Source organism: Prevotella pallens, assembly GCF_900454935.1.
Classification (GTDB): domain Bacteria; phylum Bacteroidota; class Bacteroidia; order Bacteroidales; family Bacteroidaceae; genus Prevotella; species Prevotella pallens.
In genome coordinates this window covers 638,639-653,835 of the sequence record NZ_UGTP01000001.1, presented here as the reverse complement: position 1 = coordinate 653,835, position 15,197 = coordinate 638,639, and the positions used below count along the sequence as shown (strand labels likewise).

Genomic DNA, 15,197 nt, shown 5'->3' with positions numbered 1-15,197 from the left:
TTACAGCCTATCATCGTTTTTATATTATAGTTCTTCTATTACAGTAGCAATGCGACCGAATATATCGTCTATAGTTCCAAGACCTTCTACATGGTGGTGAATGTCTTCTTTCTTATACCAATCAATCAGTGGAGATGTTTGTGTGTGATACACATTTAGACGTTTCTTAATAGTTTCTTCGTTGTCGTCAGAACGTCCACTTTGCTGCCCACGCAGAACAAGACGCTTCATAAGTTCTTCTTCTGGTACAAATAGTTCTATCATAGCAGCTATTTTGTGTCCGCGTTTAGCCAACATAGCCTTCAATGCATCTGCTTGTGGAATGGTACGAGGGAAGCCATCGAAAATAACGCCTTTATGTTCTTTGCCAAAACTATCGTAAACATGAGCTAATATGTCTACCATTAGTTCGTCTGGTATAAGCTGACCATTGTCGATATACCCTTTTGCGATTTTACCTAGCTCTGTTCCTTTCTTAATTTCAGCGCGCAATACATCGCCCGTAGAAATATGTTCAAAGCCGTATTTCTCTATCATTTTGTCGCTCTGTGTGCCTTTTCCTGCACCGGGAGCACCGAAAATTACAATATTCTTCATTATTCTTGTGCTAAAGTATATATGTCTCTTAAATTTCGCCCTTGTTGGTCGTAGTCTAAACCATACCCTACAATAAAGTCGTTTGGTATCTCCATTGCTGCATACTTTATATTTAATGCCACTTGTAGCTTGCCTGGTTTCAACAGCAATGTACTGATATGAATGTTTGCAGGTGATTTCTCCCAAAGTACTTTCAACATACGTTCCATAGTTTTACCAGTGTCTACTATATCTTCTACTATTACTACTTCGCGCCCTGTAATATCTTCGTTCAAACCAATAACTTCGGTAATCTTCCCCGACGATTCTGTACCTGTATAAGAAGCTACCTTTACAAAACTTATTTCACAAGGAATATCAATAAACTTCATCAAATCTGCAGCATACATAAACGAACCATTGAGAACCGCTAGAAATAGGGGATTCTTGCCAGCCATATCTTTATTTATTCTATCGGCTACGCTTTTTACTTTCTCGAGAATGGTTGTTTCTGGAATTGATATCTCAAATGTTTTATCTTTAATTGTTACACGACTCATTGTAATAAATCTGTTATTTAAGCGCAAAATTACTAAATTTAAACCGAACTATCTTATATGATTAGCATTTATTTTGTAAATTTGCCACTATTATGAAGATATTTACGAGTGCTCAGATACGTGAGCTTGACCAATATACAATAGAACACGAGCCCATAAGATCGATTGATTTGATGGAAAGGGCTGCCAAAGCTATAACTCATTCTATAATGGAAGAATGGAGTAATAATACTCCTATGGTTGTTTTTGCTGGACCAGGAAACAATGGTGGCGATGCATTGGCGGTTGCTCGTTTGCTTTATAACGAAGGCTATCAGGTGAAAGTTATTTTGTTTAATATATCTAATAAACTATCAGAGAATTGTACTCTAAATAAAGATAGGCTATTAGACTTAAAGCATTTCAAGGATTTTACTGAAGTAACTGTATCGTTCGACCCTCCCGAACTTAATGCCGAAACGCTGGTTATTGATGGTTTGTTTGGCATTGGACAGAATAAACCTCTCGCTGGTGGGTTTGCATCGCTAGTAAAATATATAAACCAGAGCCCATCAAAAGTTGTGAGTATAGATATTCCATCAGGACTTTTAGCGGAAGACAACTCGCAAAACGTAAACGCAAATATTATTAAAGCCGACTTAACACTTACACTACATCAAAAGAAATTGTCGTTCTTGTTTAGCGAATCACAACAGTTTCTGGGTCGTGTGAAAGTGCTCGATATACGATTAAGTAGAGAATTTATTTCTAAGACAGGTGCGCAATATACCATTCTGGAAGAAGACGACATACGTGCAAAGTTGCTTTCGCGTGGCGATTTTGCCCATAAAGGAACTATGGGTAAAGCACTGATAATAGCAGGAAGCTATGGTATGGCTGGGGCGGCAGTGCTTGCCACTCGTGCTTGTCTACGTTCTGGCGTTGGAAAGGTGGTGGTACACACTCCTAAACGGAACTACGATATTATGCAAACTGCTGTTCCAGAGGCTGTAATGCAAATAGACCACGAAGATGCCTACTTCTCTGAACCTGTAAGCGTAGAAGATTTCGACGCCTTGGGCATTGGTCCTGGATTAGGACAAGTGGAAATTACTGCCATTGCTATGATTTCACAAATACGTAGAACACAATGCCCTATTGTGGTAGATGCCGATGCACTAAATATGTTGGCTTCTCATAGAGCATGGTTACAACAGTTGCCAAAGAAAATAATAATGACACCACATGCGGCAGAGTTTGACAGACTGAACGGTACGCCTTCTATTGGTGAATATGAACGATTGGAACAAGCACAACAATTGGCTCAAAATCTTGATGCCTTTATATTACTAAAAGGGCATTATAGTGCGCTTTGTCTGCCAAATGGAAATATTCTTTTTAACTCTACAGGGAATAGTGGAATGGCAACGGCTGGTAGTGGTGATGTGCTTTCTGGAATTATAACTGCCTTATTGGCTCGTGGCTATCAGAATGCAGATGCATGTGCTGTAGGAATGTATCTGCATGGATTAGCTGGCGACCTTGCTGCAAACGATTTAGGAAAGGAGAGCCTTGTTGCAAGCGATATAATCAACTATCTGCCAAAGGCTTTTAACCGCCTTAACGAATAGTATTTGCGTGTAGTTTTTCCGATTTTGTAGAATATAGACGAAGATTTTGTAAACACCGTTCACAAGTTATTTGCCAATTGAATGGAATATCTTAAATGTTTAGAAAAAGTTCGTGAAATATTGGTCTTTTGTTTCAGATATCTGTAACGTTTGTTTCAGATATCTGTAACGCTCGTCTCAGATATCTATCAGTTACGGTTTAGATATCACAAAAAACTACAACCTTTATTATTTACGCCACCTACAGTAAATATATGCAATATCATTTCAATGAGTTGTAGAGACGATATCACAATTAATCGCTCCCCTACTCTTAACAGAGCGTCCGTTGCAAAATAACATTATACATTAAAAATGGTCAATAAAATGTGCGTTTTATAATAAAATTATCAGGCGCTACAACAAGTTAAAAAGACAAGCAAGATATTAGTCAAGAATGCAACAGATGATAGAATGCATCAGTATCAACAATCATATATGGTAATATTATGGTATATAGCCAATTGTGTTTAATATATTTTGAGGTTATAAATATAAACAGACAACCAAATATTATTTGTTGTATTTCATAGTATTTAATTAATAAAAAAGTCTCAACAGTATTTCTACCATTGAGACTATATTATGTTTCTTATTTACTTTGCTTCTGCAAATATTCTGCTTTACTTAATTCTGAATTTTATTTTTCAATAGCAGCAACGCCAGGTAACACTTTACCTTCGATAGCTTCGAGCATTGCCCCGCCACCTGTTGAAACATAAGAAACCTTGTCTGCCAAGCCAAACTTGTTTACAGCAGCTACCGAGTCGCCACCACCTACAAGAGAGAAAGCACCATTCTTCTGTGTAGCTTCGGCAACATATTTCGCAATTTCGCCAGTACCGTGAGCAAAGTTGTCGAATTCGAATACGCCAACAGGTCCGTTCCATAAAATTGTTTTTGAGCTAAGAATAATCTTTTTCCATTCTTCAAGACTTTCAGGAGCAGCGTCCATGCCTTCCCAGCCGTCAGGAATTTGGTCAATAGGGAACTCTTTACGTTCTGCATCGTTAGAGAACTGTTGTGCACAGATGGTTGCAGTAGAGAGCGAAAGTTTTACACCTTTTTCCTTTGCCGCCTTTATTACATTTAAAGCTTCAGGCATTAGGTCGTCTTCGTGTAGCGAATCGCCAATCTTCCCACCTTGTGCCTTAATGAAGGTGAAGCCCATACCACCACCAATAATAAGGTTATCTACCTTATCAAGCAGGTTCTTAATGACGCCAAGTTTTGAACTAACTTTCGAACCACCAATAATTGCTGTAAATGGGTGTTGAGCGTTCTTTAAAACATTATTAATAGCTGTTACTTCCTTCTCCATTAAGAAACCTAACATCTTGTGGTCGGCATCGAAGTAGTCGGCAATAACAGCAGTTGAAGCGTGCTTACGGTGAGCTGTACCGAAAGCATCGTTCACGTAAACATCAGCGTATGAAGCCAACTTCTTTGCGAACTCAGCCTGACGTGTTTTCATTTCTTTCTTAGCAGCATCATATTCTGGTGTACCTTTTTCTACGCCTACTGGCTTACCTTCTTCCTCTGCATAGAAGCGAAGGTTTTCTAACAACAGAGCTTCGCCAGGTTTCAGTGCTGCAACGTCTGCCTCTGCATTAGCAGCATCTTTAGCAAACTTCACAGGAACACCCAAAGCATCGCTTACATTCTTAACAATTTGGCTTAACGAAAGTTCTGGTTTCACTTTACCTTTAGGCTTTCCCATGTGACTCATCATAATGAGTGCGCCACCATCAGCAAGCACCTTCTTCAGCGTCGGTAAAGCGCCACGAATACGTGTGTCGTCTGTTACATTGCCATTCTTGTCCAATGGCACATTAAAATCAACGCGAACAATAGCTTTATGTCCTGCGAAGTTGAAATCATTAATCTTCATTTGATTGATATTTATATTATTATAATGAATACGTTCCTATGGCAAAAATACGAAAAAATATCTTATCAGGAAAACTATAAGCAATCTTTTTTGTAATTTTGCACCAATAAACAAATATAAATGAAAGATTCGATTATTATTGTTAGTGGTGGGCTCGATTCCATTACACTTCTCTACGACAAAGCTGCAACTATTGCTTTAGCTGTTTCATTCGACTATGGACAGAATCACGCAAGTCGTGAGTTGCCATTTGCTGCTTTGCATTGTAAGCGTTTAGGTATACAACACATTGTTATTCCGTTGCAGTTTATGCAGCAATATTTCAAAAGTTCGCTCTTGGACGGAGCAGAGAATATACCTGAGGGGCATTACGAGGAAGAGAATATGAAGTCTACTGTTGTGCCATTTCGTAACGGTATTATGCTTGCAATAGCTGCAGGAATAGCCGAAAGCCACAATCTCAATCGTATTTACATTGCCAATCATGGAGGTGATCACACCATCTATCCCGACTGTCGCCCTGAGTTTATTAATGCTATGACAGCTGCAACTCAAGCTGGAACATTCAACAATACTCGTGTGGAAGCAGCATTTACCAATATTACAAAGGCTGACATTGTTCGTATAGGAAACAAACTTGGTATAAACTATGCAGAAACATGGAGCTGCTACAAAGGAGGCAAATGCCATTGTGGTAAATGTGGCACTTGCATTGAGCGTAAAGAGGCTTTCCAAGAAGCAGGATTAACCGACCCTACAGAATACGAAGCATAATCCAACAGATAGTGTTAGGGTTATATCAGGATAAAAATAAAACCACATAGTGTTTGTTAAGCGAAACAATTCATTAGTTTTTTAAATCGCAATTTAATAAAAAAAGATTATAAAAATGAGCGAGATTACACAAAAACAGATTTTTAAAGAGATTAGGAATTTCTTAATAATAGCCATCGCTGTATCTATAGGAAGTTTTGGCTGGTGTGCATTTGTATTAACCCATAAAGTCCCTATTGGTGGAATTGCTGGTCTTTCGTCTGTGCTTTATTGGGGTACTGGTATTCCTATACAGGTTACTTACTTCATTTTGAACATTTCGTTGTTGTTGGTTGCATTAAAAGTACTTGGTTGGCGATTTTGTATTCGGACAATTTTCTCTGTCATAGTTTTCACTATTAGTAGTAGCATTTTCCAACATTTAATGACTGATAACAGTGTTCTTTTCCCTAACGATCCATTCCTTGCTAGTGTAATTGGTGGCGCTTTGTTGGGTTTAGGCACAGGAATAGCTTTACAATATAATGCTAGTACTGGTGGTTCTGATGTTGTTGCGGCAATGATAAACAAACATCACGATGTATCATTGGGTAAGATAATATTAGCTTGCGACCTTATTATAATAACATCTGGCTACTTAGTACTGCACAATTGGGAGAATATTATATATGGCTATATCACACTTTTCATTATGTCTGCTGTTGTAGATTATGTTGTTAATGGTATGCGTGGTTCTGTTCAATTTTTTGTTGTTTCCGACAAATGGGAAGAGATTGGTAATGCCATAAATAGTAAAGTGGAACGTGGCTGTACACTTATTGATGCTCGTGGTTTCTACACTGGTAGAGAGTTGGGTATGCTTTTCGTTCTTGCACGACGCTCTGAAACACACGATATATTCAGTGTTATCGACGAGATAGATCCTGAAGCATTTGTATCGCAGAGTGCTGTAAACGGTGTTTATGGCGTTGGATTTGATAAAATGAAAGTAGGTAGTCGTAAAAAGATTGCCAGCTATGCTGTTAATGATAATGAAAAGCAATAACTTTGCAGTATTATGAATTATGATGAAATAAAGAATAAACACATTGCAGTACTGCTTTCGGGTGGTGTCGATAGTTCGGTTGTTGTTTACGAATTTGCACGGTTAGGACTAACTCCCGACTGCTTCTACATTCGCATTGGTCCTGAAGAGAAGGAAGAATGGGATTGCAATTCAGAGGAAGACGTAGAAATGGCTACAGCTGTGGCACAACGTTTTGGTTGTAAGTTCAATGTTATAGACTGTCATAAGGAGTATTGGGGACAAGTAACTAAATATACTATGGAGAAAGTGCGTGCTGGTTTTACGCCTAATCCTGATGTTATGTGCAATCGGCTTATAAAGTTTGGTGCATTCGATGAGAAGTGTGGACACAACTACGACCTTATTGCCACTGGACATTACGCACAAACCAAATGGATTAACGGAAAGAAATGGCTCTGTACAAGTCCTGACCCAGTAAAAGATCAGACTGACTTCTTAGCACAAATATACGATTGGCAATTACGTAAAGCTTTATTTCCTATAGGACATTACGAAAAGAATGAGGTGCGCGAGATTGCCGAACGCGAACATCTTATTAACGCTAAACGGAAAGATTCGCAAGGCATTTGTTTCTTAGGAAATATAGACTATAACGAATATGTGCGTCGCTATCTTGGTGAACAGGTGGGCGATGTTGTTGAATTAGAAACTGGAAAGATAATAGGACAGCACAAAGGGTTGTGGTTTCATACCATTGGACAACGCAAAGGGTTGGGCTTTGGTGGTGGACCATGGTTTGTTGTGAAGAAAGATGTAACCACCAATGTGTTGTTTGTTAGTCATGGCTACGACCCCGAAACGGCATACAAAAAAGACTTTAGGGTGCACGGCTTGCATTGGCTCACAGAAACACCTTGCTCAGAAGTTGGTAACAATAATGTTGATGCTACCGAACAGATATCCATTTGTTTCAAAATTAGGCATACGCCTGAGTTCCACAAGGGATATTTGGAATTGCTTTCTACTAACAACGAGGGCGAACCAACAGAAGCTATTGTACACTCTGAAGACAAAATACATGGTGTTGCACCTGGACAGTTCTGTGTTATCTACGATAAAGATCACAACCGTTGCTTCGGTTCGGCTGAAATTACATTTTAAATATACTCCGCTAAAATCACGTTGCTTCATTTTTCTGCAACGTGATTTTTTTTAATCTCTACTATTAACCGATAAATACAATCATAATGTATTGTAATATCTCTGTAATGTTTAAAGAATATATCTTAAGATTATGAAAAACATTACGGTACATTTGTATTTATAATTCAAAGATGTTATTTTTGCGAAAGCATATATCCAACATCTACTATGACATAAGAATCATAGTACGTTTATAAAACCAAATGCCCACACCTCCGACACGGCATTACCAACAATATGGGTTTAAAGGGGAGGTCTAAACACAATGAAGACTATTTTATGGAAGAAAAAAAACACTATTGCAGTTCTAACAGCGTTTATTGCTATGTTTTTACCTTTAAAAGGATATGCAGAAATTGTGGCATACGGTCTTGCTATTGCTGGCAATAAAGTTACTTCTGCTAACTGCAACGACCTTTCAATACTCGATGGTGTAAGTGGAAAAGTTTGCTACGACCCTACTAACAAAGTGCTTACGCTGCAAGATGCCACTATAAACACTGGTGGAAACATTAACGCTATATACTCTAAAATTGATGGTATTACTATAAAAATAATTGGTACTAACAACCTGAAAGCACAAAAAGCGGCTATTACACTTATGACTCCTACAACCATTACAGGCGGAGGAACACTTAACGCAGAGAGCGAAAAGGATTGTGCCATATTTGTTTTTAATACCGAACTCACTATAGACAATTGTACCATAAACGCCAAAAGTAAAGCATACGGTATTGCGGGAGGCGATGGAACGTCTGAAAAATTAATTATAAAAAACTCGTCTGTAACAGCTGAAGGTAACGAAGGAGGTTCTATTAGAGACCTTGCCGAACTTGTATTAATAGGCTGTAACATTACTCAACCTGTGGGAGCAACATTCGATTCGTCGCTACATTGTGTAGCACTCAACGGAGAGATGGTAAACAGCAAGGTTATTATTACGAAAGACCCAACTGCTATTGCAACGTCTTCTATTCACACTGTTGCAGCACAAAACGTATACGCTATAAATGGTATTAAGCTTACGAACGAATACGAAAAGCTATCGAAAGGCATATATATTGTTAATGGTAAGAAAGTGATAAAACAATAACGAAGCACTGTAGTTAGAATACATCAAACAAAATATGATGCAGTTTTACAAGTGCGTATATTGGTTCAGTAAAAAATAGATAAGGCTATTATTAGCAGTATTTACTGGTACGCACTTGTAAAAATAGAATATCGAAAAGCATAGAGAAACCCATCAGCTTTTAAATGCTTTTGTCTTAGATATCTGTCGCAATCGTTTCAGATATCTGTCGCGATCGTTTCAGATATCTGTCAGTTGCGTTTTAGATATCATAGCAAATTGGCTCCTTTATGATGCTGTGTTATAATAGTCGAATAATATTTATTCAGATGAGGAATATTATTCGTTTCACACTATAATATTCCAATTTAGGCATTAGTATAAGTGTCTTAGGAACAATATGCCATTTCAGATTTAAGTATATTGTAATGAAACACATTACAATTATACTCTTTTCTATGGAGACTCCTATACCAAAATTGATTTATTAGCGAATTGATAACTTTTGTTTTATTGTTAGCAGATTATTTTCCTCTATAATGTAGGCATTGCAAGCCACAACAAGTTAGAAAAGCTATTAAACTGCCAACAATAAAACGAAAGCTAATAAGAAGCAATTATACAACCTATATGTAATAATGCTACACTCTAACAACTGGTTTATATTTTGCTATACTTAGAATTACAAATATAGTACAGACGCATCGAAAGATTTAGTGTCTTTCGCACCAGTATATAGCATCAGTTCAGATAGTTGTTCGTTCATTTTCGTTATTTTCTCCTTAACTCCTGTTGCACCTTGCTGTAACAAAGGTGTCAAAATTCCTCTGCCCACCGATACAGCATCAGCCCCTAATGCTAATGCTTTGTAGGCATCGTAGCTCTTCGTAAATTGTAATCTATAAAGAGCCAAACAAAACATAGAAATACAAGTGCACTATAATTTTCTCACTACTCGCTTTCATCGTTCGTAGATATATACGTACACGGAATTTACACTTACGAAACACCATTTCAACATTATATAAATGTAGTTTAAACGGTGTAGCAATACCGTAAGGTAAAAGTAATTAGCTATTTAATATTCTTTCCTCGCTTAGACTTATTTCAAATTTATTTGTCCATTCTTCATCTTGTTCCCACAATGTATTGTCATGCGGTTTAGATTCTCCGTGGTCGCCCTGGTCGCTGGTCTCAGTTAAAAGTTTCTCTATTAAAACACTGTGTTGCTCCACATGTGGTTTTACATAAATTCTCTTCATTTCCATTTCTACTTTTATTTTCTTATTAATAACATATAATGTATAAGCCAAACATTTCAGCAACGTAAGAATTAAGTAAATTAGTAATGTACACAATACGAACGTCAGCAGTAGTAGCTGCATTGTAGTCGTAGAAACAAAACAATGTAGCTATAAAACATTGTTTGTTATGGAGGCTATGTTGTAGCTTTTTTCTTACTAAGTTCATCACTACATACGCTAATGATTAATTGTTTCATTTTAAGAGAGTTTCGTCTCTCTAATTGTTAATAGTTACACCTGCAAAGTTAAATATTTATTTTATTCTAACAAGATAATTACACCTTATATTAATGCGTATTTAGTTTATAAACCCAATTGAGTATAAATTAGCTATTAGCGGCTCGGTATATTTTACTTTATTGTTTAACAGATTAATAAAATTCAAAACATTGGTATAGCAAACTATATCAAGTTGTATATATGATTATATCAAGTTGTATATATAATGGTGTACACTATAACGAACTATCTGTACTTAATATACTTGTTCTATTAGGGCAACAAAACAAGAAGAAAGCTCGCAATATATATCAAACCAATGCCACATTTATTGTTGCTTTCACAGAACAACTGTTGTTTATAGTCAAGAAATAAGTAGAAATTAGCTGTTTTACCAATTATCTTTGTATAAGGTTTGGTTTTCACAAAATAAAGGTTTATATTTGCAATCAGTTATTAGTATTCAGTATTCATATTTTAATACACAACAATATTATGGCAGTAAATTATAAAGACTTAGGTCTCGTGAACACACGCGAGATGTTCAAGAGAGCCATTAATGGTGGTTGGGCTGTGCCCGCATTTAACTTTAACAACTTGGAGCAACTTCAGGCTATTATTACAGCTTGCTCAGAAACAAAGTCTCCTGTTATTATTCAGGTATCAAAGGGAGCACGCAAGTATGCTAACCAAACTTTGCTTCGTTACTTGGCAGAAGGTGCTGTTGAGTATGCAAAAGAGTTAGGTTGCCACCACCCAGAAATTGTACTTCATCTTGACCACGGTGATAGCTTTGAATTGTGTAAGAGCTGTGTAGATACAGGTTTCTCTTCTGTAATGATTGATGGTTCTTCACTTCCTTACGAAGAGAACATTGCATTAACTAAAAAGGTTGTAGAGTATGCACATCAGTTCGATGTAACTGTAGAAGGTGAGCTTGGCGTATTAGCTGGTGTAGAAGACGATGTTGTGGCTGAAGAGTCTCATTACACACGTCCAGAAGAAGTGGTTGATTTTGCAACACGTACTGGTTGCGACTCGTTGGCTATTTCTATTGGTACTTCTCACGGTGCTTATAAGTTTAAACCAGAACAATGTACACGCGATCCGAAGACTGGTCGTTTACTTCCTCCTCCATTGGCATTCGATGTATTACAGGCAGTAGAGAAGCAACTTCCTGGTTTCCCAATCGTACTTCACGGTTCTTCTTCAGTTCCTCAGAAGTATGTTGATATTATTAACAAGTATGGTGGTGCTCTGCCTAACGCTGTTGGTATTCCTGAAGAACAACTCCGTAAAGCTACAAAGAGTGCTGTATGTAAAATTAATATCGACTCTGACTCTCGTCTTGCATTCACTGCTGGTGTTCGCGAAACATTTGCTTTGCACCCAGAATACTTCGACCCACGTCAGTACTGTGGTAAGGCTCGTGAGTACATGATTGAACTTTACACTGAAAAGATTAAAGATGTACTTGGTTCCGACAACAAGTTGGCTAACCTTGACTAATATTCTTAGATAGTTAAAGATATAGGCGGATTCCCATTAGTGGGTTTCCGCTTTTCTGTTCTATCGCTTTCGTTTTATTATTTCAAAATAAAAAAACTGTTGTCCTTATAAAACTTTGATGCAATCAATATATATATTTTTCTAAAGACAATATGAACAAACTGTATTGTTCCTATTTTAACAACAACGCAATATGCACACCATAACCATATTTCTAACAACCATTGTAGCATTAGTATTTTTATTTATTATGTATATCGAAACCTTCGCTACTACTTCTCGTTGCACAGCAAAACTATATAGCGGAGCTTGTATTCTATATCATATTTTATTCTGATACCTCTTTTCACCTTTTCTCATTGTAAGCTATATAAACAGAAACACACTATGTTATATCTTCATATTCTACAAACTAAAAAACGCATTATTATATTTGCACTGTTGCTTGTGCTCTCAGCTTTTATAATCTATCTTTTGTTGCCTCCTACAACAAAAGCTATAAACCAATCGGCATTAGTGGTAGAACAACAAGCTTATTACCAACTGGAAATAAATGGCAAACCTACATTCTTTTTCACCAACTACACTCCCACGAAATTGATAGGTGGGGCAATGCAAGCCGACTCTGTACGACCACGAAAAACACGCACACACGCTTATTGGGTAAATAGTTTATCGCTCCCCTTTACTTGCTTTGGACGTGTGGTTACAAAATGGAGTAATCGCCCTTCTACAATATTAAGTTTCAGTAGTTTTGCTTTACACCAGTTAATAGCGAACGAACTAAAAAGAACCGACGATGAATTAGCCGATTTACAAACACAATATAACGAACTTTCCTACTATATGCGTGTGCACAACGTTCAAGATTATGGCTACAATACAGTGGCTGCTTACCATTGGCACATTCAGCGACAACGCGATTCGTTACAAACAGTAATCAATGCTTTAGAAAACATTCCACGCAAAGCTCATCTACGTGTAAAACAAATCAATAGATATATAGCGCTCTATGGTAAACACAATAGCAAACGTATAATGTGTAATAGAATTGCTATTTATGCCGCCGACTCCAGTTTATTGCTGCAAACGCAAACAAAATCTACACCACATAACGAATCGGCTGTGCTATCGGTTGAAACGGCTAAAACAAAATTGTTGCATTGGTCCAACACTTCTATCAACCAACCACTGCAAAAAGGTATGCCCTACAAACAAGGCTATTATGTGGGCGAAACTAAAAACTCTGTTCCTAATGGATATGGGCAACACCACGGTAATAATGGTAGCTTCTACGATGGACATTGGCTTAATGGTAAACCCGATGGATTTGGTTTCTACATTGCTCCGCACGAATATTTACAAGTGGGAGAATGGAAAGATGGAATGTTTAAAGGCGAACGTATGAACCATAATAGCGAACGTATTTACGGCATAGACCTGTCTAAACATCAACACGAAAAAGGAACAAAACACTATAACATAGAATGGGCAAAACTCAGAATTACGGATTTAGGGAAAATAAGTACAAAACAAATAACAGGACAAGTAAACTATCCTATTGCTTTCGTATACATTAAGTCTACTGAAGGACGCACAGTACTAAACCCTTACTACAGAAACGACTATCTGCAGGCACACAAACACGGCATACGTGTTGGAACCTATCATTTCTTTTCTACAACATCGTCAGGCACAGAACAAGCTCAATATTTTTTGCAACATAGCCTTTTTACAAAAGGAGACTTGCCTGCAGTGCTCGATGTAGAACCTTCCGACGAACAAATTGCAAAAATGGGCAGACCTGCAGTAATGTTTCAACATATTCGCAATTGGCTCAAAACGGTTTATAGCGCAACTAAGATACGTCCTATTCTTTACATCAGTCAAATGTTTACCAAACGCTATCTGCCAATGGCTATCGACATACAAGGCGAATACTCTGTTTGGATTGCTCGCTATGGAGAATATAAACCAGAATTAAAGCTTACCTACTGGCAACTCTCGCCCGATGGAAAAGTAAGAGGTATTCACGGCGATGTAGATATAAATGTTTTCAATGGATACCGTAACCAATACGAAACATTTCTACAAAAGCACTCGTTCTCTTCCACGCCCACCCAAAAACCATAAGTGTATGTGCAAATAGCTATTTCTGTAACTTACTAAAGATGGACAAGACGAACAGGGTCGTCTTCTGCGATATCCTTATCGATTCTTTGAGGAAAAAGAATCATTTTCTTGTGTATGTAAGAACGAAAGTGTATCTTTGCCATAATGAGATTTTTTTAATGCCTAAAGGTACAAAAACTTTAGGAAATAGCAAAGCCCTGGCTTGAGAAAGTCGGGGCTTTGTGCATAAAAAAGAGGATGTGTACATTTTGACACACCCTCATTTTTATATTCGCAACTTTTTCAGAAAGGAACTTGTTGAAGAGAATAACAATTAATCGTTTCCAAATCAATGATTAATGGACAATATCTTATCATAGCTCACACCATTATATTCGTTCCTACGCCCTTTCAGCACAACTTTCATGGAGTCGAGAGGTTGATAACAGTGACGTTTGTAGAAATAAATTCTACTATATAATAGCATTTTAGTTGTATCTATGTCTATCATTTCACTTGCAACATCATACTTGAGAAAATGTCTGTCGCTTATTTTTGGGGGAAAGATAGCAAATTTGCCTTGTTGTTTGATTTTCCATAACAATTCATCGGTGCAATATTCCTTGATGATTTGCTGTAAAGATTCTGCATCAAAAGGTTTGTAAAGACATTCATGGGAATATAACAAATAAAATTCGGTCACCAAATCTGATTCGTCTAAACTCTGTGGCATCTGGTATTTGTTGACGTTACCGTCTTTAGAGAATGCTAAAATGTAAGTGTATCCATCGTCTGTTTCAGGTAGGTATGAACCTACAAATAGATAGACTGTCGTATTAGAAACAGCAATGAGGGGTCCGGCATATAGTTGTCGTTCATTATCTGGACTCCCTAATAGCCATGGCGTAGTTACAGCCTTTTGATGGAAAAGTGTTTTGCCATTTTTGACAATTGTCACAAAAAGCGTTTTATCGTAGAAGTTCTCATTTTTTATCTTAATGCCATTGTCTGCAGTTTGTAATAGCATATGCCAATCCCTCACTATGGTATCAAGTTCGATGGTCATTTTAGACTTGGCATCCACAAAAGAATCCGATTTTCCATCAATGATGGAACGACCTCTTCCGTTCGCTCTTGAAACCATAGTTGCTTTTCTTTCGCAACCAGCCGACATCAGCAGGATTACAATAATAGTGCTAAAGAATAGTAGATGGATATAGTTTAACTTTCTTCCCATAATTCACCTGTTTTAGTTTTACCTTAATTCCGCAGCATAAATTTTTGTGAGAACTCCATGTGTC

13 protein-coding genes are annotated in these 15,197 nt (G+C 37.3%); 7 read left to right on the top strand and 6 right to left on the bottom strand.

What is annotated here, in order from left to right:
- Positions 1 to 24: 24 nt before the first annotated feature.
- Together DX009_RS02895 and hpt are read right to left on the bottom strand one after the other, a co-directional pair.
- Complete coding sequence (locus tag DX009_RS02895; protein ID WP_006045475.1) at positions 25 to 597, bottom strand: adenylate kinase; 573 nt, start codon at positions 595 to 597, stop codon at positions 25 to 27.
- A complete protein-coding gene (hpt, locus tag DX009_RS02890; RefSeq protein ID WP_115082951.1) occupies positions 597 to 1,136 on the bottom strand; it encodes a hypoxanthine phosphoribosyltransferase in 540 nt (179 codons plus the stop codon). Before hpt ends, DX009_RS02895 begins: the two co-directional genes overlap by 1 nt.
- A 92-nt stretch (positions 1,137 to 1,228) precedes the next feature.
- Between hpt and DX009_RS02885 the strand changes: the two genes are divergently transcribed.
- Entirely contained in the window at positions 1,229 to 2,746 is a 1,518-nt protein-coding gene (locus tag DX009_RS02885) for an NAD(P)H-hydrate dehydratase (protein WP_115082950.1), read from the top strand.
- 679 nt (positions 2,747 to 3,425) lie between these two features.
- Here the strand turns inward: DX009_RS02885 and DX009_RS02880 are convergent.
- Positions 3,426 to 4,676: a phosphoglycerate kinase gene (locus tag DX009_RS02880; protein WP_115082949.1), complete on the bottom strand. Its 1,251-nt coding sequence runs from the start codon at positions 4,674 to 4,676 to the stop codon at positions 3,426 to 3,428.
- A 120-nt stretch (positions 4,677 to 4,796) separates the two neighbouring features.
- On the opposite strand from DX009_RS02880, the gene queC reads away from it, so the two are divergent.
- The 4 genes from queC (at position 4,797) to DX009_RS02860 (ending at position 8,773) form a co-directional block, all read left to right on the top strand.
- Positions 4,797 to 5,450 carry a 7-cyano-7-deazaguanine synthase QueC gene (gene queC / locus DX009_RS02875; protein WP_006045479.1) on the top strand — a complete coding sequence of 218 codons (654 nt, stop codon included), beginning with the start codon at positions 4,797 to 4,799 and terminating at the stop codon, positions 5,448 to 5,450.
- Positions 5,451 to 5,565: 115 nt separating this feature from the next.
- Entirely contained in the window at positions 5,566 to 6,495 is a 930-nt protein-coding gene (locus DX009_RS02870) for a YitT family protein (RefSeq protein ID WP_115082948.1), read from the top strand.
- Between the two features lie 12 nt (positions 6,496 to 6,507).
- Complete coding sequence (mnmA, locus tag DX009_RS02865; protein WP_115082947.1) at positions 6,508 to 7,638, top strand: tRNA 2-thiouridine(34) synthase MnmA; 1,131 nt, start codon at positions 6,508 to 6,510, stop codon at positions 7,636 to 7,638.
- A gap of 307 nt (positions 7,639 to 7,945) precedes the next feature.
- On the top strand, positions 7,946 to 8,773 hold the full coding sequence (locus DX009_RS02860; RefSeq protein ID WP_115082946.1) for a peptidase: 828 nt from the start codon (positions 7,946 to 7,948) through the stop codon (positions 8,771 to 8,773).
- Positions 8,774 to 9,434: 661 nt separating this feature from the next.
- Here the strand turns inward: DX009_RS02860 and DX009_RS02855 are convergent.
- Together DX009_RS02855 and DX009_RS13145 are read right to left on the bottom strand one after the other, a co-directional pair.
- Positions 9,435 to 9,674 (bottom strand): alpha-hydroxy-acid oxidizing protein, encoded by a 240-nt coding sequence (locus DX009_RS02855; RefSeq protein ID WP_245944570.1) that lies wholly within the window; start codon positions 9,672 to 9,674, stop codon positions 9,435 to 9,437.
- Between the two features lie 148 nt (positions 9,675 to 9,822).
- Complete coding sequence (locus DX009_RS13145) at positions 9,823 to 10,014, bottom strand: hypothetical protein (protein ID WP_147278663.1); 192 nt, start codon at positions 10,012 to 10,014, stop codon at positions 9,823 to 9,825.
- A gap of 756 nt (positions 10,015 to 10,770) precedes the next feature.
- Here DX009_RS13145 and DX009_RS02845 point away from each other — a divergent pair.
- Complete coding sequence (locus tag DX009_RS02845) at positions 10,771 to 11,784, top strand: class II fructose-bisphosphate aldolase (RefSeq protein WP_006045488.1); 1,014 nt, start codon at positions 10,771 to 10,773, stop codon at positions 11,782 to 11,784.
- A gap of 387 nt (positions 11,785 to 12,171) precedes the next feature.
- Positions 12,172 to 13,917, top strand: coding sequence for a GH25 family lysozyme (locus DX009_RS02840; RefSeq protein WP_115082944.1), 1,746 nt, complete (start codon positions 12,172 to 12,174; stop codon positions 13,915 to 13,917).
- A 328-nt stretch (positions 13,918 to 14,245) separates the two neighbouring features.
- Here DX009_RS02840 and DX009_RS02835 read toward each other — a convergent pair whose 3' ends face one another.
- Positions 14,246 to 15,133: a hypothetical protein gene (locus DX009_RS02835; RefSeq protein WP_147278662.1), complete on the bottom strand. Its 888-nt coding sequence runs from the start codon at positions 15,131 to 15,133 to the stop codon at positions 14,246 to 14,248.
- Positions 15,134 to 15,197: the final 64 nt, after the last annotated feature.